The organism is Halodesulfovibrio oceani subsp. galateae (assembly GCF_055397225.1).
This window is the reverse complement of the sequence record NZ_AP042453.1, coordinates 3,783,833-3,809,288: the sequence shown is the minus strand read 5'-3', so window position 1 is coordinate 3,809,288 and position 25,456 is coordinate 3,783,833. Positions and strand designations below refer to the sequence as shown.

The following is a 25,456-nucleotide window of genomic DNA, read 5'->3' as shown; positions in this document are numbered from 1 at the left end:
TTGGACATGTCAACCACATTGAGCAACCACTCGAACAATACACTGTCTCAAGTTTACTGAACAAATCTAGACAAATTAAGTCGGAAAAATGCACTTAAGTAATCAGTCTTACCCACAACATATTGAATGAAGAAGGTAAAACAGAAACTAATTACATGGGATTCAATTGGGTATGAGTTTATACTTCGCTAGCTCAACTAGAGGAAAAGAAAAGCGACAAGTTATTAAAAATTACTTGTCGCTTTGGGAATGTAATAGGCTTTTATCTTAAACCAATACCCGAGACATACGCTGCCTCACTATTCTGTACGTTTTTCATTACTAAACTAGTTTTTTCAATCTATGAATCTTGCTTTTTTTTAGCCCGTTCACCTATTCTTTTACCAAACTTCCAATGCTAAATTCATGTCAAACAAAAAGCTGAAGGGCAAAATCGTAAAAAAAATACGACATTGAGACTTACAAGAAGCAAAACACACTGTTTTTCAAGTACTAACGGCACAAAACCCAACTCAGAATTGTGAAACAGCCAATTAGAGCATGGTTGATCAATCAAAAAATTATAGAATTAAATTCCAGTATAGTTAGAGCCTCTAAAAATAACTTTTGGCGTTATAAATTTAATTTAATTTTAAAATACACCTGCATTTTTCCCAAATATTCTCTAGATAAACACCGCCGCATAAGAAAATCTTTATCGCTTTACTTATTCAGATATCATAAAAAACAGATTGTGTGACCAGAGAATATTCAATTGGGAATACCACTCCTTGAAATGAACTACGTAAATCAGGTATGAGCAATTATGTAGTTAATTTTATCTACATCAAGGGCAATGAACACCTTCTTCACCTAAGCCTTCCGCCCTATTATCAGCAGGATCTATTATGACCCGACGTAGGAAAGCCGTTGTTATTGGTCTTTTTACCCTCATTATAGCAGGGTCTTGCCTGCTGTTCTTTTACATAAACCAACAGCAAGAAGATTCACTCGCCCCTACTATTTCTACAAAAGAGTGGCTCTGGCTTAATCAACACTACGATGTTTTAACTCTTACTCAAGAAAGTGAGTTGCCCCCCTTCAGCTATCTGAACCCCAAAGGCCATTGGACTGGATTAACTGAAGACTATTTGGAAATAATCGAAAGAAGGCTTGGGTTTGAATTTATTCGCAAACAATATGGAACACAACTCCAGCCTGCAACACGACAGCCCAAGCGCCCTGCCAGCATCAGAGCAGTTTACCAGCTCCCTTCAAAGCTCAAAGCAGAAGATTTAGTTACGACCAGCTATGTTTCTGTCCCACATGCAGTTTTTGTTAATACTAAAAATCGAACTCGCAAAACCTATGTTTTACAAAACATGGAAGGGCTATGCATTGCTGTTGTCATCAACAGCAGCATTCACAATTATATCAGAGAATTTTATCCAGAACTAACCTTAACTCCTACAGATTCTGAACTTAATGCGTTACTAGCACTTTCTAATGGAAGATGTGATGTAGCGTTGGTCAATGAAGCAACAGCTTACTATAAAATCCATGAGTTCAATCTGGTTGGCTTACGCAAAGTAGGTTCAGCAGGGCCTGCCTTACGTCTCGCATTCAAAATTCAAGGAAATCAGCCACAACTTCATTCTATTTTACAAAAGATGTTGCTATCAATCCCAGAAAAAACTCACGAAAAACTGGCTGCACGCTGGCTCAAGGGAGGACGCTTTGCGAATATTGCCCTCAAACGCATGAGGCAAAACTTTATTACATTTCTTGCAGTTGCAACTTGTGGTGCCTTACTCTTTTTTGTGTGGATTACAGTTTTACGCAAACAAATTAACCAAAAAACAGCCGCCCTCCAACAAGAACTGCAACTACGTAAAAACGTAGAAAAACAGTTATTCCAAGGAACAAAAATCAACAGCCTTGGGGCACTTGCTTGCGGTTTTGTGCACGACGTGAACAACATCCTCACAGCAGTATTGGGATATGCGACATTGAACCGGCATGCTCAAAAAAACAATACAGCCCAACTCCAGTACAACTTAGACAAAATTCATCTCGCTGCCAGTCGCGCACAGGATATGGCTCAAAATATTCTAAATCACTCCCGTGACCAGGATAGCCATTCAACGTTATTGCCTGCATGTAATGTAGTTCGTGACAGCATTTTATTTCTGAAGGGACTACTTCCGCCTAAAATTATATTACACAGCAAGCTAAATGGACAACAATGCATTATTAACACAAGCACTTCTCAAATAGCTCAGCTACTCCTCAATCTATGCTGGAATGCTTCTGATGCTATGCAGGGTAAGGGAAATTTATTCATCACTACCCAACATGTCATTATCACTGAAAATGATCTTCCCCCAAAAGACTCAAAGTACCTTTTGAGCTGTCCTGCTGGAGAGTTTTTTGAAATCACCGTGCGCGACACAGGGCCGGGAATCCCAGACGACAAGCTTGGTCAAATTTTTACCCCCTTTTACACCACAAAACCTACGGTGCAAGGGACTGGAATTGGACTTTTTATCGTCCGGGAAACAATAAAGCGACTGAGGGGCACCTTACGGGTCGCATCTAGCTCACACGGCGCAGTTTTCCATCTACTTATCCCGTTAGCTTGCGATACTGATGCAGCAAGCATGGATTCTACTACAGAGTCAGAATCTACAACAAGTTGGCAGCACGATACCTGTTCGCATCCCACACCTCATTCTCAAGATCGGATAACTAAAGAAAGAAACTCTGAACAACTCACTATTCTTTTAGTGTCCTCTGACAAAGCGGTTCTAGATTTTGCCAAACGCTTGTATCTCCGCCTTGGGCATATTGTACATGAAGCTACAGCAGAAAATGATGCTTTAAATTTCATCAATACATTGGATGAGCTTAGTCTTTCTCTCATTATCATAAATGAAGCTCGTGCAGATGAAGCTTCAGGGCTGAGGTTTGCGCAACGCGTTAGCGACATTGATAAGACTCTCCCTATCGTTCTTTGTACAAACCAAGAAACAGATTGCTGTGCCGATCTCACAGAACAACATAACATTTTAGAAGTTGCATATAGCCCTATAATGTTAAAAGATTATGTAAAAATGACTTCTTTAGCCCGTAAGGGGTAAGTCTCCCGCGGCGTTAAATTTCAGCTAGTGATTCTAGAAAACAATTCGATTTTGCCTACTTTTCTACATCAGCTATGGGCAAGTATTTGCATATACCACCGTAAGTGACATAACGTTAAAGACAACGGGAAAAACAATGGCACGCATTCTTATCGTAGATGATGCAGATGAAGTTCGATCTTTTTTAAACGATTTGCTGAAACAGAATGAACACACCGTAAGAACAGCAAAAAATCTTTCCGAGGCGCGCCAAGCACTTACACAGGGGCACTTTGATGTGGTGCTTCTTGATGTGATGCTTCCTGATGGCAACGGCATTGATAATATGCCGAAACTCTTAGGTGAAACAACTCCAGCTCCGAATGTCATTGTCATTACAGGTGCAGCAGACAAACATGATGCAATAAGAGCTTTACGAAACGGGGCTTGGGACTATCTGCAAAAGCCACTGACTGCCAGCGCTTTGCTCACCATGCTGGAACGGCTTATCGATTACAGATCCACCGCCCAGCTATTATTTGAACCAAGTCTTCGAGGCAGAGAAGATGTCATCGGAAAAAGTCCTGCTTGGCTTAATGCGTTGCAACAAGCGAGTATTGCCTCAAAAGGAGACGCCAACATCCACATCACAGGAGAAACAGGAACCGGCAAGGAAGTTATGTCCTTGTTGATTCATAAGAACAGCTCCCGTGCGGATTTTCCTTTTGTAACAGTTGACTGCGCAGCCCTCTCTGAAACTCTTGGGACAAGCACATTGTTTGGACACAAACGAGGGGCATTCACCGGTGCAGAAGCATCCCGCGAGGGACTTATTGCACAAGCAAATGGTGGTACACTTTTTCTGGATGAAATTGGCGATCTATCTTTAGACCTACAAAAAATGCTTCTGCGGGTTCTTCAAGAACGCCGCTATCGCCCACTCGGTGGCAAGAAAGAAAAAAACAGCAATTTCAGGCTGATTTCTGCCACTAACCGTGACCTGTTACATATGGTAACTGCCGGAACATTTCGCGCCGACCTCTATTATCGCCTTCGCGGCATATCCATCACCCTTCCCCCTCTACGCCAACGCGGAGATGACATTCGCCTCTTGGCAGAATTCCACTGCACAACCTATTGCCACGACATGAATCTTCTTCCTAAAAAACCATCTCCGGACTGCCTTGAAACGTTGGAGAGCTACACTTGGCCTGGAAATGTTCGTGAATTATTCCATGCTATTGAAGCCGGCATTCAGCGATCAGGGGAATCGCCACTGGTACTGTCACAACACCTACCCACAACGCTAAGAGCAGAACGTTTCAATAATACACACAACACGGAAGACCATATTTCTCACCATGACGCGGATGGGGTAAATACCATATTGCTCCCCGATGCCGCGGGCGAACTCCCTTCGCTAAAAGCAGCTCGTGATGCCGTAACAGAAAAAATGGAGTACACCTATCTGGTTGAACTGATGGAATTAACAATGGGGAATATTGACGAGGCATGCGAAATTTCCAGACTCAGCCGCAGCAGGCTATATAAATATCTTCAGCAACACGGCATCCGTCGATCTGGGTGGATACGCCAATAACCCATTTAGCAATTTTCTTACAAAGCAGGACACAAGTCCTGCTTTTTGTTTTTTAGACTCTTACATAAGAGGATTACCAATCCTTAACCTTAAAGAACACTGTGCTCCTTTCCTCTACATCATCACTCTGTAAATTTAAAACTCAATCATTTAAAGCAAGTAAGAAAAGATAGCATTCCACATATCAATAAAGGAACACCCCTTGCTTTATAACAGCATATAAGATCATGGAACTCACCTTTATTTTACAGAGAGGATTTATGTACATGAAAACAAACCACATTTACTCACTTGTACTGGCACTGTGTCTTACCTTCTCAGGATTTGCTCAGGCTCAGGCAGGACAAGAGGCCATTGATAACTATCCGAACAGATCGGTAACGATCATTAACCCATTTTCCCCGGGTGGCAGCTCTGACATTCAAGCACGCATCATCTCTGAAGCGTTACAGCGCAATACGGGACAGGCGTTTAATGTCATCAGCAAAAAAGGTGGCGCCGGGGCAGTTGCCATGCTCGCAGCCAAAAATGCCAAGCCCGATGGCTACACAATGATTCTCACCTGCTTGGGTCCTTGTAGCCTTACCCCTAACCGGGCAAACGTAGGTTACAATACTCCTAAAGATTTCCGCGCCATTGCACGCATTTCTCTTTTTCCATTTGCTGTCGCAGTACTTGCAGATTCCGGCATAGAAAACTTTAATCAACTCCTTGAGTACGCTCAAAGAAATCCCAATACAACTTTTGGGACTTGTGGCGCAGGATTAATGCAGCATGTGCTCTTCTCAGATTTTCTTTCAAGACAACCTGACGCCTCCATGCAACACATTCCTTTCAACGGTGGCGCAGAAGCGACCAGCGCCCTCCTCGGCGGCCACGTCGCTGCCACAGTTCAAACAGCATCCGAATATCTCCCACACTACAAGTCAGGCACCCTACGCCTGCTTGCCATTACTGGGGATGAACGCTCCCCGGTATACCCAGACGTCCCTACTTTCAAAGAATTAGGATACGAAACTATCACTGGTGGTACATGGTTTGGCTTTGCCGTTCCTAAAGACACACCAGAAGGCATCATACTTAAACTACAAAACGCCATAAAAGATGCCTTAAATGATTCTGAAGTACAGAGTCGTTTTGAAAAAGCCGCTATTCCCGCAAGCTTCCTAAGCGGTGCAGAGCTAGACGCCATTATTAGCTCTGAATACAAAAGTTTCGGACAAATTCTAAAAAGTAGCGACTAACTTAACATGCTTCCTGCCTGTGCGGCAGGCAGGAAGCACTAGCCTTTGGAGCGTTACACATGAAAAACGTAACTGACCTGCTATCCGGCATGACTTTTCTGGCACTTGTATTCTTCGGTTTTTCACTCACAGCCAGTCTTCCAAAACCACTCCCCGGAGCTTCCTTCGGTCCGGCTTCTTTTCCTAATCTGCTCTTGATACTTATTGCAATTGGAGCATGCGGGCTCATTGGCAAGGCATTGTTAACGAAAGCTTCCGCAGTCAATACACTATATGTTTCCCCGCAAGCTTTTTGTTTTATCTTATTATTCTTTGCATACCTGGTTGGCTTCCTGACCTTCGGATTTCTCATTGCGACGGTTCCATTTCTTATTGGTGCACAATACCTTTTCGGTCGCAGAAAAATAGTCGGGATGTGTTTAACCGCAGTTTGCGGCACAGCCGGCATCTATACCTTCATAACCTTGGTCTTCAAGGTGCCTCTTCCTTAATTGATTGCGTGGCTTTGCACTAAATCTATCACCCGAGCCCTGCACAAAAAAATAAGTAAAACACATAGGAATCAGTATGTTTGAACATATCATTCTAGGACTCGGCAATGCTGTTGCACCGGCAGCTATCGTTGCAACGTTCATAGGAACAGCCATGGGCATCGCCTTTGGAGCTCTTCCCGGTCTTACTGCAACAATGGGTATTGCCCTCCTCATTCCAATGACATTCGATCTGGCTCCAGTTGTTGCCTTTGGCGCCATGCTCGGAATCTATGTCGGTGGAGTATACGGCGGGGCGATAACAGCCATTCTTGTCAGCACGCCGGGTACCGCCATGGCCGCTGCAACGCTCATGGAAGGGCCGCAAATGACGGCAAAAGGAGAGTCTGGAAAGGCACTCTCCATGACAACTATTGCTTCCACAATCGGCGGCTTGTTCAGTGCGTTAGCCTTAATGCTCGTAGCACCTCAGTTAGCAAAAATCGCATTGTCCTTTGGTCCCCCAGAGTACTTTGCATTGGCTGTATTCGGCCTTTCAGTTGTCTCTGGAATTTCCTCTGGCTCAATGCTCAAAGGTTGCCTGGCTGCCTTGCTTGGCCTGCTCCTTGCCACAATCGGAGTTGATCCGGTTTCGGGAGATATTCGAAACACCTTCGGCATACCAGCCCTGCTTACCGGAATCTCTTTTGTTCCTGCTCTTATTGGCTTTTTTGCTGTCTCACAGGTGATTGTTCGCCTTGAAGAAATTCTGGGCGGAAAAGATTTAGCCCAAATGAAAGGAGCTGTAGCCTCTGCGATTGTCAGTGCTAAAGAGATTCGGGACAACAAAGTAAACTTACTTAGGTCGTCTATTATCGGAACCTTTGTAGGAATTATCCCTGCATGCGGAGCCGGTATTGCCTCCTTTATTGCCTACAATAAAGCAAAACAGGCATCCAAAACTCCTGAAAAATTCGGTACCGGACACCTTGAAGGCCTGGCAGCAACAGAGTCAGCTAATAACGCTGTAACAGGTGGTGCACTGGTTCCCCTGCTAACCTTAGGTATTCCCGGTGATGTTGTTACCGCAATTATGCTTGGTGGTCTTATGGTACAGGGACTTACCCCCGGACCGCTTCTTTTCACAGACTACCCTGATGTAGTTTATGGCATTTTCTTTTCCCTTATTATTGCCAATATTTTCATGCTGATTCTTGGGATGGGTGCGGTAAAGCTCTTCGCCAAACTTATCCAAATTCCGCAAGGCATCTTAATGCCTATTGTTATAGCCCTTTGTGTTGTTGGATCATATTCCATCAACAACTCGGAATTTGACGTCATCATTATGGCTACCTTTGGGGTTCTTGGTTACTTGATGGAAAAAACAGGATTCCCCCTACCGCCACTATTGTTAGCACTAATCCTGTCCCCACTCGTTGAATCCAACTTCAGGCGCGCGATGCTTATGTCCAGCAATGACGCAACAATCTTCCTGACACGCCCCATCAGTTGCATCATTCTTTTACTAGCAATTGGCATGGTTGTTCAAAACATCCTCAATGAACGCAAAAGAAAAAGAAACTTAGCAATTGTGAACAAAAACAAGAGGACAACATAATGCTTAGCTCTAGAACCCATCAAGTTCTCGCGTATCTTGAAGATAATGAATCAAATCTATTTCAATTTCTTGAGCAACTTGTGAACACAGATAGCTATTCATGGGACAAAGCTGACAACGATCTTGTTGGAGACATCATTATTAACCGTCTAGCTCAAAGAAAAATATCCACACAGATTTTTAAACAAGAACAATTTGGCAACCAAATTCTTGCCACGCTTAATGGCAAAGCAGAACAACGTCCCATCTTGCTAATGGGTCATCGCGATACGGTTTTTCCTGCCGGAACAACTAAAAGGCGCCCTTTTGTTAACGACCCGAAAACCAATAGATGCTTCGGTCCCGGCGTTGCAGATATGAAAGGTGGAATTGCCTTAATGGTTTTTGTGCTTGAAGCGTTGCATGAAGCAGGCATCACCGATGTTCCTGTTCAGGCTCTTTTCACCTCTGATGAAGAAATCGGTTCTCCAACTTCAAAAGCTATTATCAAAGAAATTGTAAGTAACGCAGAAGCTGTTTTCAACATGGAGGCAGGAAGAGCCGATGGATCTGTTGTTCTGGAACGAAAAGGGTCAGGGCATCTGCATCTGAAAATAGCAGGAAAATCTGCCCATGCAGGACTTGCCTTTGAACATGGTATTTCGGCAAATACCGAACTTGCACACAAAATGATTTCCATTCAAAAACTTATCGATATAGCAGCAGGCAACACCGTTAATGTCGGCTTCATTCAGGGAGGGGACAACGGCAATGTTGTTTCTGAACACGCTGAAGCACGTATTCAATTCTCCTTTGCAGATTTAGAATCTGCTGACACTCTGGTGGAAGGAATGAAACACATAGCCGAACAATCTTTTGTTGCTGGCACAACATCAACACTCACAGGTGGAGTAAGCTTCCTGCCCATGACAGAATCAGTTGGGAATACACATCTATATGAAACCGTTAAATCCTGTGGTGAAGCGCTTCAAACTCCTGTGCAAGGTACAGCCACTCGAGGCGCAGCTGACGCAGGGCTTCCTTCCTCCATGGGAATTCCAACAATTTGTGGAATGGGCCCTGTAGGCGGAAACTATCACACTCCTGAAGAATATATTGAAACACACACACTTCTCGAACGAGGCAAGTTGCTTGTAGCATCAATTTTAGCAGTGGCAGAGAACAACAGCTAACGACAGGTAAGACTTCCACCAACTCTTAGCCTTGCGAACCTACTGATTCCATAGGCTGAATCTACAAATAGAAAAACGGCAAATTAGTTTAAAGCTAATTTGCCGTTTTTTATTAACAAAGCATCCGCTGAACAAGTACTGATTCTACACAAAAAAACAGCACTCTTCATTTTAGCCGAGATATGACAATGTTATCAAACAATAAGGTCTAACACTGTCATCCGAGATCTATAAACACTTTACCTGCCCAATTTTACTTAAATTTCAGCTCGAGTGTTTCAGTATGGAAAAGGTGATTAATCTGAGAGTTGTCAAACACTGCGATACCGAAAGGATAAGATTTAGACTTATCTACAAACTGCACATCCTGAGTATTTGCGTTTTCGCCCTCAGTCTTTAATGCGCGTTTTACTTCAAGCGTCCATCGTCCATCTTTGTATTCAATTCGTGAAAGAATATCAGCTCTACCACCCTGCATTGGTGCAATGGAGATACCTGGAACGACATCACCGGCTTTGAATGTATCAACAAAAGGAATCTTTTTGCTCGGAGTTACATAATACCGCTCATCAGCAGTTGGGTTAAGGTTCATGAATGCTGGGGTGTTGCTCTCGGTGTTATCATTGTTTACGTAGCCACCTTTCCCAGTATCACCTTTTCTGCCCCAACCTTTGTTCTTTTTGGGATCAGTGTTGTTGTCTACATACTGATCATCAAACATTCCCATTGGCATGGATCTCACGTACTTTGCGTGCCACATGTCGATGGTTTCACCTGCTGCCTCCGTGAACTTTCTGCCAGCAGATTTATCCCCTTTTATATCGAGATGGCAGGAAGTCATGCACCCTTCTTTTTCAAACCCCGTTGTATTGATGTTCCAATAGATTGAAAACTTATCTTCATAATACGTATTATCGTGTCCGGTATCATCTTTGTTGGACAGTTTTTTCCAGTTACCATCTGACTGTTTCACCCATGGAAAACGTGCCAGACTTTTGGTCGGATCTTTATAGGAAATAAGAAAGTAGATGTTTTTGTCGTCATGAAGTGATTTGATAGTGACATCAGTTTCCTGCATCCCCTTGTAGCCATTGTTCGGCTCATAAACCAGATTATCAACAGTGATCACGATTTCCTTTGCGCCGTCCCATGCATTTTCAGCCTTTCCATCAAGTAAGATTGGCGAGCTTGTTTTGGTACTAAAAAGAGTCTGGTCGGCAGCTAATGCTGAAGTGCTTACAGCAAGCAGAATTACGGCAAATAACATCGCTAAATTTTTCATCAGTTCTCCATTTGAAGATTTATTGGCAGGTTTCCGTTTCCATTGTGCACCGCCAACTCACGGTTAGCGGCCCCCTCGTAATGATATTGAGTTTCAAAATCAAAGACGGATACCTAGCAATAAAACAGTAAGACCTTCAAGTGAAAACATGCACACTTATTCATATTTAAATTTAATGCGCTAATTTCGTACAATATTTTTGCCAAAATTTATTGAAAGACAAAACTTATCGAACACAGCGCTTACCTTTCTTCAGTGCGGTAAGCGCAGATTTTTTTCATGATGATCTTCCTTAAAAAGTTAAATCCTTAGTAGTTCTTTTCATTGTATTTTAACGCATTATAACTTCAATCTTCACCATTCTTACATAAGAAATAGTAAAAGCCCCCTCGATTTTTATTCGAGGGGGCTACATGGTCGAATCAGCAGAGTTAAGTGAAGAAGGTAAACAATACTTTAATCCAGACCCGGCTAAACTTGGATTTGCTTAACCATTTGCCTGAAAACTTGTAACTGTCTCACTTTCCGACAAACCACAGCTTCCACATTCGGTCGCCACCTTACTAATATGTTGAATACAATCGATTAGTTGAGAAAGAATCAAGTACAACACAAACGTTACATTCTACTTAACCTACCGTTACTCGTTAAAATGCCCAAGAAGCTCCGGCTTTCTTGGGCATGTTAGCGGGTAACGATTCTTTGAGATCCACGTATCTCTCAATGAGTTTTGTGGATCATTCTACTCTTGAAAAGCTATTTTTGAGGGGTGGTGATTACCCCGTACAGCTGGCATTGTGCTGAAATGATATCAAAGACCTTGTGATACATAAGGTGCCTAAAAAAACGTGCTGACCCGTAAATTATTCCCCATCGCGTTCTATCAATGTCAAAATGCGTTTCAATCGAAATGGTCGTTTCATCAAGCTCATTAATAAGCAACGGAACTTCAACAGAGTGACTTACCCCTCGAATTGACAAGATACCTTTCGCAACGACCTGTGGACATGTAAGAGTTTGAATTTTGTTATTTTTTGTTCCTATTATTTCAAATTTCGCAGTAGGAAAAAGTCGCGTGAAAAAGAAGTCATCTGAGTTTAAATGAGACTCCAACACTTCCTTTAACGGATCTCCTTCTAAATCAACATCCTGAATCGATTTCATATCTGCAATAATATTTCCGCGTAATTCACCATTGCTTTCATAAAGATGACCAGAAACTTTAATCGTCCCATGATGAGACCCTGTATTTTTTCGTCCTCGCCATTCTAGAATACTTTTTTCTGTATCTATTTCCCAGCATCGTCCTTCTTTTATCGAAAGCGGGCGCTCTTCTTTCTGTATTTTTTTCTCCGAGCCATCCACAGAATACCCGGCTACCAACCAACCTTCTACTCCTGCCTTTAGAACAGCCAAATTAGTATACCCGGCATGATGCAATTTCTTCCAAGCAGCAGACCAATCATAAGAGTCTTGCCCAGCACCATATATAACAATTGGATCATCCAAAGCTGTAAAAAGGTCTCGGATCAAATCCAAGAATTTTGCATCAAAGACACACGCATTTACTGCAGATGGTAATCTGACTTTTGAATAATGCTCTGGTGGCAGGATATCTAAGACAATGGGAGGGCTCTCGTTTATTAACAGAGTATGGAGTTCAGAACAGCTTAATTCTCGAGCATCGCGAGCCTGACCTTTCATCACCTTTCCTCCTATCATTTTGATCAAATCACGATCAATTCTATTCTTAAATATCCCACTTAGCGTGGACGCAAATTGTATGGAACTAATGTTACCCACAAATCACAATTTAGAACTTGATAGACTTAGATATAAATAAAGTAACTACCTCAACAGAACCTTACGGCATACAAGCTCTGATACTGAACAAATTTAGACGCAACATGTCAGATAGAATTCAACCATTAAGGTGACTACAAGCACAACGAGCTGGATCTAAAAAACAGTTAGATAAGATTCGAGAAATCAAGAATTCAAATCTCACCACCACCCTGAAAATGCTCAAAAGGTTTAGATCACATAGATCTGAACCCTTTTTTTCGTGCGACCAATCCCGCCCTTTTTCATATAAAGGAACTAAAAAGGTAACCTATTAATTTTAAAAGCATCCTTGACACGATCTAATTTCGATGGCAAAAATAGCTCAATTAAGGACATTTTTTTGACATGTCCGTAACTGCTTTGACAAACTACTCTTTCGCAAAAATACTGACAGACACCACAGAAAACTTTCTGAAAGTTTAGGACATACATGAAAGAAACCATCGCTCTTATAGGCCCCTCCGACTCGGTAAAGATCATGCAGGAATCAATGAAACGATTCTTCCCTGATCTTGCGTCCAAAGCATATATCCGAGAACGCACTGAAGATACCCATGAAGTGCTGGAGCAAAGCCAGAGTGAATGTGATGGTCTGCTTTTTTCAGGTATCGGTGTACAGGAATCTGCCAAGGCGAAAGGGGTTGTCACCAAACCATTCGCGCATATCGAACGCGGTGCTTACAGCCTTCTTCGTGTTTTTTCAGAAATTTACCGCAGAGGACTCTCTTTCGACCGCATAAGCATTGACGTTGTTACCCAACCCATACTCAATGAAGTCGTCCGCGAGTTTGATATGCCTTTCGGCGAAGTGCATTCCATGCCCTTCGAAGCTCAATACCCCGAGCAGCAATATCAAGACTGGCATCGTAACCTTCTGGAATCCGGTAAAGTTGATTTAGCCATCTCCGGTTTTGGTTCCGTATATCAAGAACTGAGCGGACTCGGTCATCACGTATTCCGTATGCTGCCTAGCACACTTCAAGTTCGTGAAACTGTCGAACATCTTCGGGCAAACATAGCGGCTTGCGACCTGCGTTCCGCTGGCATAGCCATCCAGATAGTCCGACTCCATCGCAATGAAGAACACGCGATGAACCAATATGATCAAATGAAGGACGAAGGACGCTTCTTTCTTGAATTGCTCGACTACGTTCGCGCCATTCAAGGCAGTCTGTTTGACATAGGTAAACGCGAGTACGTCATTTATTCCACACGCGGGGTTATCGAAAGCCCAGTACATCTGGATATGTTCACTCGCCTTCTGAGTTGGGGTCGAGCCAACAATATCCGCGTATCTTCAGGTATCGGCATTGGCTCCACAGCCTTCGAAGCAGAAAAATCCGCACAAAAAGCACTTTCCCACGGCAACAAATTGCCCGCTGGCGGTTTGTTTTTAATTCATGAAGATCACATTCGCGGCCCTCTTGGTGAAGACGGCGAACTAAAATACCGTACACGTATAGAGGACAGCACCCTGCTGCGTATCGCGAGTGAAATAGGTATCAGCCCCAGCTATGTAGACCGCGTTCAAGCCATTATGGACAAAACCGGCAAGAGTGTTTTTGACTCTGGAGACCTCGCCGCATGTCTGGGTATCAGTGACCGCAGCGCACGAAGAGTGCTCAAGAAATTTTTAGATAGTGGCCACGCCGCGATGGTAGGAAAGGAAAATTCCCACCAGTCCGGCAGACCAAAAAATTTAGTAAAAATTACTATTTAAGGGGTTGGTATTTTTTGCGGACAATTACGGACATATTTGGGACATGTCCTAATAGTTAAAAATACTGCTGCCTTCGAACAAAAAAGGAGGGTGTTCTGATTCGAAACGGGAAAGAGGTTCTGTCGAAATTTTGTTCAGGAAAGATGCATCAGGGCATTGCCGCACCTGCTCCCTTACGAGGAGTGCAACACGCACTGATGACAATTAGGATCAACGTATTTCAAACTGTAGGAAACATACCATGTTAAACGCAATCAAGAACGTAAAGGTACACTTGCTCGTTCTCGCGCTGGTGGCCGTCTCCGAGGCTGTGGGTATTCTTAAATTTAGCATCGGCCCGGGCATGCTTGTCCTTCTCCCTATGCTCTATGCTGTAATGATTGGTGTCTTTCTAGGCCCAAAATTCCTCAAAATCGTCAGCGACAAAGACATGAATCACGCAAGTGCTCTTGTAAGTCTGACTCTTATGCTGCTTATGGCACGTTACGGCACGCTTGTAGGTCCAAAGTTCTTCGAAATCCTTAAAGCTGGCCCTGCTCTCATTTTACAGGAATTCGGCAACATCGGTACCATCTTCATTGGTATTCCTATCGCCATGTTCCTTGGCCTTAAACGCGAATCCGTTGGTGCTGCTCACTCCATCGCCCGTGAACCTAACGTAGCCCTTATCGGCGACATTTACGGTCTGGATTCTGCTGAAGGACGCGGTGTAATGGGCGTCTACATCTGTGGTACAGTTTTCGGCACAATCTTCTTTGGTCTGGCTGCATCATTCCTGAGCATCCTGAACTGGTTCCACCCTTATGCACTTGCAATGGCTTCCGGTGTTGGTTCCGCCAGCATGATGACTGCCACAGTGGGTAGTCTTTCCGCAATTTATCCGGAAATGGCAGAAAAAATTCAGGCGTTCGGCGTTGCCAGTAACACCCTGTCCGGTCTGGATGGCGTGTACATGTCCATGCTCATCGCGCTGCCTATGTCCAACAGACTCTATTCATTTCTGTACCGCATCAAGTTCGGCACCACTCAGGAGGTTTTAACTAATGAATAAAATCACTGAATCCGCAATCGTGCTTGTTATTGTGGCCACCATCACCCTGCTCGGTAACTGGATCGGTTATGGTTATACCCTCGTCGAAGCTCTGCCCGGCATGGCTGTACTCGTAAGCATATGTATCCTCGGCGTACTGGCTAACAAGTTCATCTACAATCTTCCTACTGTCCTCTACGTAATCACCTTCGGCATGATCATCACCATGCCGGGTGTTCCCGGCAACGCACTCTTTGCTGGCTGGGTATCCAAGGTGAACTTTCTAGCACTTACCACTCCTATCCTTGCGTACGCTGGTGTAGGAATCGGCAAAGACCTTCCGGCACTGAAAAGAACCGGCTGGCGCATTGTAGTTGTTAGTTTATTCGTTATGACCGGAACCTACGTGGCTTCTGCTGCTATTGCCCATGTTGTGCTCAAAATGCTTGGAGAAATCTAAATGAACCTGAAGCCTGAAATCGAAGCATGTTTTGCAGAGTTGAAAGACATTCGCCAGTATCTGCATTCCTGTCCGGAAGTCGGACTGGAAACTGTCGAAACCGTGGCCTTTGTCAAAAACAAGCTAGACGACTTCGGTATCAGCTACGAGAACATTGGTGTCAATTCGCTCTTAGCGAAGGTCGATGGAAGCGAAGCAGGCAAAACTATTGCCTTCCGCGCTGACATGGACGCTCTTGAGACCACTGAAGAGACAGGACTCCCTTACGAATCCAAAGTTGTTGGCCGCATGCATGCATGCGGCCACGACGGTCACACCACTACCATGCTGGCATTCGCCCGCTATCTGGCAAACCATCGTAACTTCAAGGGTACTGTGCTCCTTCTTTTCCAGTCCGGCGAAGAAGGATTCGGTGGCGCGCTGAAAGTTATTGAAGACGGCTTATTCGAGAAATACGACATCGACTCTATGTTCGGGCTGCACAACTGGCCGGGCTACGCAGAGGATCAAATTGTAATCCATCACGGAGCATGCATGGCTTCCGAAGATCGATTCGATTTAGTCATCCGCGGTAAGAGCGGGCACGCTTCTGTGCCGCATCTCTGTGTTGAGCCGTTCGCTGCTGTAGCTGACTTCATAAAAAGTGCGCAGACCATCATCCCACGCAAGATATCGGCTCATGACAAAGCGGTTATCAGCATCACACAAGTGCATGGCGGCAGTGCCTACAACATTATTCCGGATGAAGTTATCGTTCGGGGTAACGTTCGTACCACTGCTGATGATGTTCAGGACACCATTGAAGAGTCGCTGGGACAGCTGGCAAAAGGCATCGCCACAACATACGGAGTAGAAGCCGAGTTCACTTACAACCGCAAGCATCCTGTGCTGAAAAACTCCACGCCGGAGCCGGCTATAAAGGCCGCAGCCAGAATAGTTGGTGAGAAAAACGTGCTCACCAATGAACTGCCAGCGATGGGGAGCGAGGACTACGCCTTTTATATGCAAAAAACCAAAGGATGTTTTGCATGGGTTGGTAACGGTAAGGACTCAGCCGTTATCCACAACAGTAAATATGATTTCAATGATGATATCATCCTCGTGGGAGCAACCTTCTTTGCAGAGATCTTTGAAGAGGTCATGCAGCAGGTGTAACCCCGAGTTAGTGAGCGATATAGAACGCATCCCTCACACACAGCAATTGAGGCTGTTCGGCACTCGGTCACTCGAAGCTGGACAGCCTCTTTTATTTATACGGAGATAACATGGATTCCCTTCAAGAACTTTACAAAGTGGGTAACGGTCCATCCAGCAGCCACACCATGGGTCCACAAAAAGCTGCCAAGCAATTTATGGAACGAACACCTGCTGCCATCCGGTACAGAGTAACCCTGCTTGGTAGTCTGGCTGCAACGGGCAAAGGACACCTAACTGACTGGATAATCGAAAACACCTTAGGGGCAGACCGCACCGAAATTATCTGGAAGCCAAATGAGGTTAGAGCATTTCACACCAACGGGATGGTCTTCGAAGCCTTAAATGAAGAGGATAATCTGGAAGCTTCGTGGGAAGTGTACAGTGTTGGCGGAGGTACCATAGCCGAAGCTGACTCCGCGACAAGAGGATCGAAGCCCTTCTATCCGCACACAACACTCACTGCGATTACAAAGTACTGTCGGGAAGAAAACATAGAACTTTGGCAATATGTAGAAAGGCAAGAAGGTGCAGAAATATGGCCGTTCCTTGCAGAAATCTGGCGGACTATGGAGAACTCCATTGAACGCGGGCTTAAAGGCACGGGCGTACTTCCCGGAACCTTGCGTTACCCTCGCAAAGCCAGTGCTTTTTTCAAAAAAGCACGTACCCAGACAAAACGTCTGCGCAGCACTGGCAACACCTTTGCCTATGCCTTAGCTGTATCCGAGGAAAATGCTTCTGGTGGAACAGTTGTCACAGCCCCCACATGTGGTTCTGCTGGACTTGTCCCTGCAGTGCTGCGGTCATTGCAGGAAGATTACAACCTTGGCGAACAAGAAATTTTACACGCCCTCGCTGTTGGCGGTCTCATCGGCAATCTGGTTAAAGAAAATGCCTCCATATCTGGAGCCGAAGTGGGCTGTCAGGGTGAAATAGGCACAGCGTGTGCCATGGCAGGAGCTATGACTGCATTTTTGTTTGGCGGAACTCTTCCGCAAATCGACTATGCAGCCGAAATGGCACTTGAACATCACCTTGGTATGACGTGTGACCCAGTTGGCGGCTACGTTCAGGTTCCATGCATCGAACGCAATGCTGTCTCTGCAATCCGAGCCATCAACGCTGCGGAATACACCCTGTTTACGAACGGTGAACATCACATCAGCTTTGATCAAGTAGTGCAGACAATGAATGAGACAGGCCACGACCTAAAATGCGGATACCGCGAAACGTCTCAAGCAGGGCTGGCAAAACACTGGAACATGAAAAACAACAGTTCATCTTGTTAAAATACTATGGATAAAAAAACGGCAAGCTAGCATTATCGCTAACCTGCCGTTTTGTTTTATCTATTCATTAACTATTTATTCTTCTTTAGCGATTTTGCATAGATTGCAATATCCTTCCAGCGCTCTTTTTCCAGCCGATCCGCGCTCTTGTGTTGCCTTTCAGCCACATAAGATAATTCACGCTTCATCTTATGGTAACTGACAAGACGCTCCTTTTTAACATCTCCCGTTGCAATCGCTGCCAGTACATTACATCCAGGCTCCGAAGTATGGGAACAATCCTGAAATTTGCACCCAACGGCTAATCCTTCAATGTCTGTGAATGACATAGATACGCCGTCGCCTGCATCCCAGAATGCAATTTCTCTGATACCCGGATTATCTATAATCATCCCCCCATCCGGAAAGATGATCAGATCGCGTTCTGTCGTTGTGTGCTTTCCTTTCACGACGGCTGTGCTTATCGCACCGGTCCGTTGAAGGTCTTTTCCGGCAAGACGGTTCAGTAACGTAGATTTTCCGGCACCGGATGAGCCGATCATTGCTGCTGTTTTTGAGCTGCCCGCAAAGTACGCTTTAATTTCATTCAACCCCGCCTCATCTTGGAATCCAAGCAAATGGACAGGTACGCCGAAAGCCACGGCCTCTACCTCGTACATAAATGTTTCCGGTGCGTCATGTGTGTCTGCCTTTGTAAGCACGACAACAGGATTTAGGCCGCAGTTGAATACGAGAGTTATGTACCTTTCTATCCGGCGCAAATTGAAATCCCGATCCAACCCGCACACGATGAATACAGAATCAAGATTAGCCGCAATAACCTGCTGTTGCTTTGCGGTATCTGCATGCTTTCCACGCCCGCCAGAAGCACCACGGGATAACGTTTTTTCACGCGGTAGTACTTCAGTAATCACGAGGTCATTAACCAGAACCCAATCGCCGACTGCCGGAAACAGACCCTGATTTTGATACAATAATCTACCGGATATTGTGGTGAGCCATTCTTCTTGCCCATTCGTGACAAGAAACGAATTTTTCCTCACGCCGCTCACTCTTACGGGATTTCCCGAAGGATTTTCTAACCCGTCGTACGAAGCCTGAAAAAATTCATTCCAACCTAAAGGGACTAAGTTTGACAGGGAACAATCGATGTTGTTCTCAACACTACTTTTTTTATTCATTGTTTTCTCATCGGTAAAGAAACACAACCTCGACTTATTCAATCGTTTCACCGGTTCAAGCTTACGCTTAGCCACGGCATATGACTACAGACTAGGAACAATACTGTGCCGTAAAATCGCAGCCAACCGAGAGTTGTGCATATAATAGGAATGAGAAGGCGTTAGCGGTGTTTATTAGACACAACTAAAGACTCCACATATGTGATTATTATCGTAGTGGAGAGTGGCTGCTGATGAGAAAGCAAGCCTTAAGACGTACATCTGAACAGATGCACGGGCATAGCATAATGCTATTGTCTGTTACGTTGCCCCGCATAAACCGGAGCATGACGATTCAGTATGTAACCGGCTTGTTTCTAATCAACAGCCAGAAATACATTATCCATCGTACCTGTAAACACAAAAACTCCTTTAGTTACGTGTTGAACTAACCTGTTCGATACCTACACATACACAGGCTGTCAAACCAGCCTATGCATCATATTTTCTATAACACGTTTTTTAAAAAGCTATTTAACCAACTTGAACCATTGATTATTCTAATTTACACAATCTACCATAACGTATTCTAAAAGATATTTGTTTCATCTATTAACTTATTGCTGTGTCGCATTATTTGAATAATATTCTGATCCAAATAGATTGCAAAAACATCAGCTACTTTTCGTTATGCGTAAACGGTAGCCTTATCTCATCAAAACATGATTAGAATATCCGACCATTCAAATCACATTTCTTTCCCATGGAGTTGTACTACACAACAACTTTCATATCCCATGCTTAATCATCCAATATCTATAGAATATTTTCTGTATTGCCGTGCCCTCTTGCATCAGGTAAGCGTTACTGAGAAAAATCAACGAAAACACTACTACGGTATTGAGTATGCGATCACTTTTACACAACCAACCACATCGCATAATACCTTGAAATTGTAAGGAATACTATTCACTCCACATGGACATAACTACCCAGCTATCAACGACTTGCCACGATTGCGGATTAACGCAAACGCTCCCCGAAATGCCGGAGGGGACAAAAGCAATCTGTACTCGTTGCGGGTCTGTACTTTTTCAAAAAACCAAAGATACGACCCAGCGCACATTAGCGCTTTCTATTGCCGGTCTCATTCTGTTTGCCATTGCCAATGCGTACCCGTTCATTTCCATGCAAGTGGAAGGAAGAATACAGGAAACGACTCTGGTCACCGGTGTTATCTGGTTATTTACCAACGGAATGCAAGGACTCTCCGCTCTTGTTCTGTTCACAAGCATTCTCGTGCCGCTGCTTCAATTAATTGCGCTTATTTTCATACTCACTCCTATTCAATTCGGACAGCTGGCACCACGCACAGGAAAAATTTTTAGAACCGTCCGACATCTTATGCCATGGAGCATGATGGAAGTGTTTTTACTGGGTATTCTGGTCTCCATGATCAAGCTCGGAAAAATGGCTACCATTATCCCCGGTACTGCAATGTGGGCGTATGTGGCGTTAATTCTTGTTATCATTACTGCTTTTTCAGGATTAAATCCCAATGACATATGGAAAAGGCTCCCTATAAACTCTTCAGAAGAAGAGCCTGAATCATGCACTCAGCCTGCCACATGTCACAGTTGTTCACTTGTATGCGGCATCCCTAAAGCACACCATACAGCCTGCCCCCGCTGCGGAGCCGGTCTGCATCTGCGCAAACCTAACAGTCTTCAACGGACAACGGCTCTAGTCGTTGCTGCCATACTTTTATACCTGCCTGCCAATCTGCTGCCCATAACAGTAACGCAGGTATTCGGTAGCACACAGGCAGATACCATTATGAGCGGCGTCGTATATTTCATGTTCTCAGGATCATGGCACATTGCACTCGTCATCTTTATTGCCAGCATTTTTATTCCACTTTTAAAGCTCATCACGCTGGTATATTTGCTTATATCTGTAAAATTTCAACATCAATGGAAACCGGTAACCCGCACTAGAATGTACCGATTAACAGAAGCTGTCGGCCGTTGGTCTATGGTTGATGTGTATGTGGTAACAGTGCTTGTTGCGCTGGTTCAGCTAGACCCGTTTGCTGCCATTCAGGCAGGGCCGGGTGCTGTATATTTTGCTGCTGTTGTGGTTATCACCATGTTCGCAGCAGAAAGCTTTGACCCCAGACTTATCTGGGATCAGAAGGAAGATTAAATGTCAGAAGAAACTACTGCTCCATCATCGCCCGAAACTCTGCCACAAGCCTCAGTCTGCAAGAAAAAAAGCTTTTCTTTAATCTGGATTGTTCCACTTGTTGCCATGATCATCGGCATGGGTCTTATCTACACATCAATAATGGAAAAAGGCCCTACAGTTACCATCACATTTGCATCTGCGGATGGACTTGAGGCTGGAAAAACCAAGGTGAAATATAAAGATGTTGAAATCGGCAAGGTTGAAGCTGTTAAGCTTACCGAAGATTTTGAACACGTTGAAGTTACCGTTTCGCTCGTAAAAAGAGCTGATGACTACATAAATGATCAGACCCGCTTCTGGGTTGTCCGTCCAAGATTAAGCGGCGGAACAGTTACAGGACTGGGAACACTCCTCTCCGGTGCATATATAGCGGTTGATCCGGGAAAAGATGGTGAATCTCAATCTGAATTCATAGGACTTGAGATCCCGCCAGTTGTCACAGAAGATACCCCCGGCAAACTGTTTACGCTTAAAGCTCGCGACCTCGGCTCTCTCGACTACGGTTCCCCCATCTACTACCGAGGCATTAAAATCGGGCAGGTTGTTGGATACGGATTACAAGGAACTGGCGAAGGCGTAGACATTACAGTCTTTGTCGATGCGCCGTATGACGACTACGTAAAAGACTCTTCCCGCTTCTGGCTGGCATCCGGTATGGATTTGGAAATGGATGCAGACGGCATACGTTTTGATACAGAATCTCTAGTGAGCTTGCTCATTGGCGGCATTTCTCTGACGAACCCTGAGCATATCAAAGGAACACCGATTGCTGATGCCGGCGATATGTTCCAGCTGTTCCCGACACGAGATGCAGCCATGAAAGAACAGTTCGTTCAAAAAGAATACTACATCCTCAAGTTCGCTCAGTCTGTCCGTGGACTTTCCATCGGCGCTCCTGTTGAATTTAAAGGATTCCCAGTGGGACGCGTTGCGGACATAGGCATTGAGTTTGACTGGAAAAGTAAAGAAGTTCTGGTTCCCGTTCGCATCGAAGTTGAAAAGGAACGCTTAGCGCGCATTGCATCCCAGACAGGTGAAGCTGATACAGACTCCATGCTGGAACTGCTTGTTAAGCAAGGCATGCGCGGACAGGTTCGCACAGGCAACCTGCTCACAGGCAAACTCTATGTTGCTTTGGACTTCTTTAAAGCAGTTGAACCGGCAAAAGTTATTTCGGATGGTGGCGTACTCGAAATCCCGACAACGCCGACACCAATTGAAGAACTTACCAGCAACATGTCTGCCCTGCTTGAAAAACTGCAAAAAATTCCAATGGAAAAAATTGGGAATAATGCTGTAGAAACATTGCAGAGCATTAAAAAGACAAGTGAAAAATTAGAAAAGCTTGCAGATTCCAACGAACTCCGCCTTGCATTCCAGAAGACCCGCGAAACAATGGAAGGGGCAAACAATTTGTTATCCAAAGATTCTGCAACGATAGTAGAATTACAACGAGCCATGCGTGATATGAGTGAAGCTGCCCGAGCCGTCCGTTCGCTTGCAGACCAACTTGAACGTCATCCGGAATCATTACTTCGAGGAAAAGAGAGAAAATAATGCGTAGAACCATATCAAACGCCCTGCTGCTGGCGGGTCTGTGTATCGTTTTGACAGGTTGCGGAACAATGTCCCCACCTTCTTCATACTACATTCTCACAAGCTCCAACCAAATGACCTCACAGATTCAGCCACTCAATGACATCAGCGTCGGCGTGGGGCCTGTTACTGTTCCGGGACATCTAGATCGTTCGCAGATTGTGACGACCACAGGCCAGAACAGCATCACCATCCACGAATACCAGCGCTGGGGTGATTCCTTCAAAACACAGGTGGAAGAAACTCTCGCGGAAAACATTTCAAGCCTTCTCCAAACGCCAAAAGTTTCCGTGTACCCGTGGGAACGGGCACAGCGACCAAAATATCAGGTATATGTCACAGTCCGCCGCTTTGAAGGCAAAGCAGGCATGAATGTAACGCTGGATACCATATGGCAGATTGTGGATGTAAACACAGACAGATCGTTACTTACACGTCATTTTGTGCAGACATTCCCAGTCGCCGGTTCAGACATGAGCGCATATGTTCAAACACAAAGTAATGCGCTGGAAACTCTAAGTCAGGAAATTGCAAAAGGGCTGCACACTGTAGCAAGGCAATAAAAGCCCCCTAATAGTACCCTGACAATAACAACAGCGCGGAGTAATCATCATGGGACGATTCTTTGAAGTTATACCACTTGCAGCATTTCTAATAATCATGCGTAACAGTAATCCATCAAGTGAAAACTACTGGTTGCTGACATATGGCATCAGCGCACTTGCGGCCATCGGGTGTATCAGTTTCAACGTCTTTACTCATGGATTCCAAAACAAAATCTTTCTTGGAATTAATTGCTATTTACTATCCGGTGCCGTGGGAATTGTTGCTAATCAGGCATGGCTGATGAACTTGTACAGTTCAATGCAATCCGCTGCCATGCTCATGTGGATAATGGGAATTGGCATTTTTGCGCTTCTGTTTTCCAGCTGGTTTCCAGTACAACTGCGCCAAAGCGCACGCGTACGATTATACGAAAGTTTTATGACTCTGCTAACCATCGGAGCATTTGGACTCGCGTATAGCTATCCGGAAAGCAAGCTGCTTTCGGAAACAGTTCCCTTTATTGCCTTACTCATCATCTACTATATGCTCACATTCCGGCTGGAATCAAAGCAGGCCATACGACCCGCATAAAAAAAGGCAGATTGAATACATCAATCTGCCTTTTTCATTTCCATCAATAGGTTGTGCTATTCTGGATCATCTACAGACTCGTAGGTATCACCCGTAATAACTTCACCCGCGATACATTCCTCGTAACGGATGCCCCATTTCTTCATTTCCAGAAAAATGGGAATAAGTGACTCGCCTAACTCAGTGAGAGAATACTCCACTTTGGGCGGAACCTCATTAAAGACCGTACGCGTAACAATTTTATCAGCCTCCAGTTCCCGCAATTGCTTTGTAAGCATCCTTTGCGTTATGCCGTATAGCGATTTTTTCAGAGCACCGAAACGCAGCACTTTTTCCTGCGATAAATGATACAAAATGACAGGTTTCCATTTTCCACCGATAACCTGCATGGTCAGCTCGAAAAAGCACCTGTAGCTCTTGCCGCCCACCTCTTTTACGTCACATCTTCGAATCATTTTATCTCCAACGGTACCCTGCATGATACTTAGGCACAAAAAAAACCGTACTTGTACATTCTCAAAAATATGTCACTATCTCTCAATCTAGCCATCATCTTCTAATTGTCGAGGCTGGATATCTAATATGCCATCATACAAAAACTAATAAGGATATATTCTATGTACGTACTCGCCATTAACGGCAGTCCGCGTAAAGGCGGCAATACCGAAATTTTATTACAGGAAACACTGGCCCCTTTAGCAGCAAATGGCTGGGAAACAGAGCTTGTTCAAGTTGGCGGTAAAAAACTTAGAGGCTGTATTGCGTGCTACAAATGTTTTGAGACCAAGGATAATTCCTGCATCGTCAAAAATGATATTTTCAACGACTTGTTTGAAAAAATCCTTCGTGCAGACGCTATTATTCTTGGTACCCCGACATATTTCACTGACGTTTCCGCTGAACTAAAAGGTCTTATTGACCGTGCAGGCTTAGTTGCCATCGCCAACGGTCGAGCCTTAGCCGGAAAAATTGGTGCAGCGGTTGTTGCAGTTCGACGTGGCGGCGCGACCCACGCTTTTGACAGCATCAATCACATGTACCTGATGTCACAGATGATCGTTCCCGGTTCAATCTACTGGAACATCGGTGTCGGCCTTGCACCGGGTGATGTAAAAAAAGATGCGGAAGCCATGGCGAACATGGAAAACCTCGGACAGACCATTCACTGGCTCGGCTCCGCAATGCAGCCACATCAAAACTCCTTTCCGGTTTCTACTTTTGGTAGAAGAGAATAACGCCATCATTGTTGCCACAAAAAAGCCCTGCCGGTATTCACACCAGCAGGGCTTTT

20 protein-coding genes are annotated in these 25,456 nt (G+C 44.6%); 16 read left to right on the top strand and 4 right to left on the bottom strand.

Features of this window, described 5'->3' with window-relative positions; all coding sequences use genetic code 11:
* Positions 1-887: 887 nt before the first annotated feature.
* The 6 genes from ACZ5V1_RS16690 to ACZ5V1_RS16665 all read left to right on the top strand — a co-directional run bounded on the left by ACZ5V1_RS16690 (position 888) and on the right by ACZ5V1_RS16665 (position 9,202).
* The gene (locus ACZ5V1_RS16690) at positions 888-3,119 is read left to right on the top strand and encodes an ATP-binding protein (RefSeq protein ID WP_464389803.1); all 2,232 of its coding nucleotides are present in this window, start codon (positions 888-890) and stop codon (positions 3,117-3,119) included.
* 136 nt (positions 3,120-3,255) lie between these two features.
* Positions 3,256-4,698, top strand: coding sequence for a sigma-54-dependent transcriptional regulator (locus ACZ5V1_RS16685; protein WP_464389802.1), 1,443 nt, complete (start codon positions 3,256-3,258; stop codon positions 4,696-4,698).
* Between the two features lie 266 nt (positions 4,699-4,964).
* Positions 4,965-5,942, top strand: coding sequence for a Bug family tripartite tricarboxylate transporter substrate binding protein (locus ACZ5V1_RS16680; protein WP_464389801.1), 978 nt, complete (start codon positions 4,965-4,967; stop codon positions 5,940-5,942).
* A gap of 59 nt (positions 5,943-6,001) precedes the next feature.
* Positions 6,002-6,433, top strand: coding sequence for a tripartite tricarboxylate transporter TctB family protein (locus tag ACZ5V1_RS16675; RefSeq protein WP_464389800.1), 432 nt, complete (start codon positions 6,002-6,004; stop codon positions 6,431-6,433).
* Between the two features lie 76 nt (positions 6,434-6,509).
* Positions 6,510-8,030, top strand: a complete 1,521-nt coding sequence (locus tag ACZ5V1_RS16670) for a tripartite tricarboxylate transporter permease (RefSeq protein ID WP_464389799.1) — start codon at positions 6,510-6,512, stop codon at positions 8,028-8,030.
* Entirely contained in the window at positions 8,030-9,202 is a 1,173-nt protein-coding gene (locus ACZ5V1_RS16665) for a M20 family metallopeptidase (protein ID WP_464389798.1), read from the top strand. Before ACZ5V1_RS16670 ends, ACZ5V1_RS16665 begins: the two co-directional genes overlap by 1 nt.
* Positions 9,203-9,455: 253 nt before the next feature.
* On the opposite strand, the gene ACZ5V1_RS16660 is transcribed toward ACZ5V1_RS16665, so the two are convergent.
* Together ACZ5V1_RS16660 and ACZ5V1_RS16655 are read right to left on the bottom strand one after the other, a co-directional pair.
* Positions 9,456-10,484, bottom strand: a complete 1,029-nt coding sequence (locus ACZ5V1_RS16660; protein ID WP_464389797.1) for an ethylbenzene dehydrogenase-related protein — start codon at positions 10,482-10,484, stop codon at positions 9,456-9,458.
* 756 nt (positions 10,485-11,240) lie between these two features.
* A complete protein-coding gene (locus ACZ5V1_RS16655) occupies positions 11,241-12,188 on the bottom strand; it encodes a YceI family protein (protein WP_464389796.1) in 948 nt (315 codons plus the stop codon).
* A gap of 571 nt (positions 12,189-12,759) precedes the next feature.
* On the opposite strand from ACZ5V1_RS16655, the gene ACZ5V1_RS16650 reads away from it, so the two are divergent.
* From ACZ5V1_RS16650 to ACZ5V1_RS16630, 5 genes are all read left to right on the top strand, one after another.
* A complete protein-coding gene (locus ACZ5V1_RS16650; RefSeq protein ID WP_464389795.1) occupies positions 12,760-14,049 on the top strand; it encodes a hypothetical protein in 1,290 nt (429 codons plus the stop codon).
* Positions 14,050-14,290: 241 nt separating this feature from the next.
* On the top strand, positions 14,291-15,100 hold the full coding sequence (locus tag ACZ5V1_RS16645) for a DUF3100 domain-containing protein (RefSeq protein ID WP_160712066.1): 810 nt from the start codon (positions 14,291-14,293) through the stop codon (positions 15,098-15,100).
* A complete protein-coding gene (locus ACZ5V1_RS16640; RefSeq protein WP_464389794.1) occupies positions 15,093-15,539 on the top strand; it encodes a hypothetical protein in 447 nt (148 codons plus the stop codon). The genes ACZ5V1_RS16645 and ACZ5V1_RS16640 overlap by 8 nt, the downstream gene beginning before the upstream one ends.
* Entirely contained in the window at positions 15,540-16,694 is a 1,155-nt protein-coding gene (locus tag ACZ5V1_RS16635) for an amidohydrolase (protein ID WP_464389793.1), read from the top strand.
* A 110-nt stretch (positions 16,695-16,804) separates the two neighbouring features.
* Complete coding sequence (locus ACZ5V1_RS16630) at positions 16,805-18,025, top strand: L-serine ammonia-lyase, iron-sulfur-dependent, subunit alpha (protein ID WP_464389792.1); 1,221 nt, start codon at positions 16,805-16,807, stop codon at positions 18,023-18,025.
* Positions 18,026-18,096: 71 nt separating this feature from the next.
* On the opposite strand, the gene rsgA is transcribed toward ACZ5V1_RS16630, so the two are convergent.
* The gene (gene rsgA, locus ACZ5V1_RS16625; protein ID WP_464389791.1) at positions 18,097-19,206 is read right to left on the bottom strand and encodes a ribosome small subunit-dependent GTPase A; all 1,110 of its coding nucleotides are present in this window, start codon (positions 19,204-19,206) and stop codon (positions 18,097-18,099) included.
* A gap of 957 nt (positions 19,207-20,163) precedes the next feature.
* Here rsgA and ACZ5V1_RS16620 point away from each other — a divergent pair.
* Genes ACZ5V1_RS16620 through ACZ5V1_RS16605 form a run of 4 tightly spaced genes read left to right on the top strand, consistent with a single transcriptional unit; the run spans position 20,164 to position 24,165 of the window.
* Positions 20,164-21,390: a PqiA/YebS family transporter subunit gene (locus ACZ5V1_RS16620; RefSeq protein ID WP_464389790.1), complete on the top strand. Its 1,227-nt coding sequence runs from the start codon at positions 20,164-20,166 to the stop codon at positions 21,388-21,390.
* Positions 21,391-22,989: a PqiB family protein gene (locus tag ACZ5V1_RS16615; protein WP_464389789.1), complete on the top strand. Its 1,599-nt coding sequence runs from the start codon at positions 21,391-21,393 to the stop codon at positions 22,987-22,989.
* A complete protein-coding gene (locus ACZ5V1_RS16610; RefSeq protein WP_464389788.1) occupies positions 22,989-23,591 on the top strand; it encodes a PqiC family protein in 603 nt (200 codons plus the stop codon). The genes ACZ5V1_RS16615 and ACZ5V1_RS16610 overlap by 1 nt, the downstream gene beginning before the upstream one ends.
* 49 nt (positions 23,592-23,640) lie before the next feature.
* Complete coding sequence (locus tag ACZ5V1_RS16605) at positions 23,641-24,165, top strand: hypothetical protein (protein WP_464389787.1); 525 nt, start codon at positions 23,641-23,643, stop codon at positions 24,163-24,165.
* Positions 24,166-24,221: 56 nt separating this feature from the next.
* Here ACZ5V1_RS16605 and ACZ5V1_RS16600 read toward each other — a convergent pair whose 3' ends face one another.
* Positions 24,222-24,620, bottom strand: a complete 399-nt coding sequence (locus tag ACZ5V1_RS16600) for a winged helix-turn-helix transcriptional regulator (protein WP_464389786.1) — start codon at positions 24,618-24,620, stop codon at positions 24,222-24,224.
* A 162-nt stretch (positions 24,621-24,782) separates the two neighbouring features.
* Here ACZ5V1_RS16600 and ACZ5V1_RS16595 point away from each other — a divergent pair, with 162 nt between their 5' ends.
* Positions 24,783-25,400 (top strand): flavodoxin family protein, encoded by a 618-nt coding sequence (locus tag ACZ5V1_RS16595; RefSeq protein WP_464389785.1) that lies wholly within the window; start codon positions 24,783-24,785, stop codon positions 25,398-25,400.
* Positions 25,401-25,456 lie beyond the last annotated feature (56 nt).

Coding starts and splice junctions, on each gene's coding strand:
- ACZ5V1_RS16640 (WP_464389794.1), top strand. CDS start 15,093: ATGAATAAAATCACTGAATCCGCAATCGTGCTTGTTATTGTGGCCACC.
- ACZ5V1_RS16605 (WP_464389787.1), top strand. CDS start 23,641: ATGGGACGATTCTTTGAAGTTATACCACTTGCAGCATTTCTAATAATC.
- rsgA (WP_464389791.1), bottom strand. CDS start 19,206: ATGAATAAAAAAAGTAGTGTTGAGAACAACATCGATTGTTCCCTGTCA.
- ACZ5V1_RS16670 (WP_464389799.1), top strand. CDS start 6,510: ATGTTTGAACATATCATTCTAGGACTCGGCAATGCTGTTGCACCGGCA.
- ACZ5V1_RS16650 (WP_464389795.1), top strand. CDS start 12,760: ATGAAAGAAACCATCGCTCTTATAGGCCCCTCCGACTCGGTAAAGATC.
- ACZ5V1_RS16610 (WP_464389788.1), top strand. CDS start 22,989: ATGCGTAGAACCATATCAAACGCCCTGCTGCTGGCGGGTCTGTGTATC.
- ACZ5V1_RS16660 (WP_464389797.1), bottom strand. CDS start 10,484: ATGAAAAATTTAGCGATGTTATTTGCCGTAATTCTGCTTGCTGTAAGC.
- ACZ5V1_RS16655 (WP_464389796.1), bottom strand. CDS start 12,188: ATGAAAGGTCAGGCTCGCGATGCTCGAGAATTAAGCTGTTCTGAACTC.
- ACZ5V1_RS16595 (WP_464389785.1), top strand. CDS start 24,783: ATGTACGTACTCGCCATTAACGGCAGTCCGCGTAAAGGCGGCAATACC.
- ACZ5V1_RS16645 (WP_160712066.1), top strand. CDS start 14,291: ATGTTAAACGCAATCAAGAACGTAAAGGTACACTTGCTCGTTCTCGCG.
- ACZ5V1_RS16685 (WP_464389802.1), top strand. CDS start 3,256: ATGGCACGCATTCTTATCGTAGATGATGCAGATGAAGTTCGATCTTTT.
- ACZ5V1_RS16680 (WP_464389801.1), top strand. CDS start 4,965: ATGAAAACAAACCACATTTACTCACTTGTACTGGCACTGTGTCTTACC.
- ACZ5V1_RS16620 (WP_464389790.1), top strand. CDS start 20,164: ATGGACATAACTACCCAGCTATCAACGACTTGCCACGATTGCGGATTA.
- ACZ5V1_RS16665 (WP_464389798.1), top strand. CDS start 8,030: ATGCTTAGCTCTAGAACCCATCAAGTTCTCGCGTATCTTGAAGATAAT.
- ACZ5V1_RS16675 (WP_464389800.1), top strand. CDS start 6,002: ATGAAAAACGTAACTGACCTGCTATCCGGCATGACTTTTCTGGCACTT.
- ACZ5V1_RS16600 (WP_464389786.1), bottom strand. CDS start 24,620: ATGATTCGAAGATGTGACGTAAAAGAGGTGGGCGGCAAGAGCTACAGG.
- ACZ5V1_RS16615 (WP_464389789.1), top strand. CDS start 21,391: ATGTCAGAAGAAACTACTGCTCCATCATCGCCCGAAACTCTGCCACAA.
- ACZ5V1_RS16635 (WP_464389793.1), top strand. CDS start 15,540: ATGAACCTGAAGCCTGAAATCGAAGCATGTTTTGCAGAGTTGAAAGAC.
- ACZ5V1_RS16630 (WP_464389792.1), top strand. CDS start 16,805: ATGGATTCCCTTCAAGAACTTTACAAAGTGGGTAACGGTCCATCCAGC.
- ACZ5V1_RS16690 (WP_464389803.1), top strand. CDS start 888: ATGACCCGACGTAGGAAAGCCGTTGTTATTGGTCTTTTTACCCTCATT.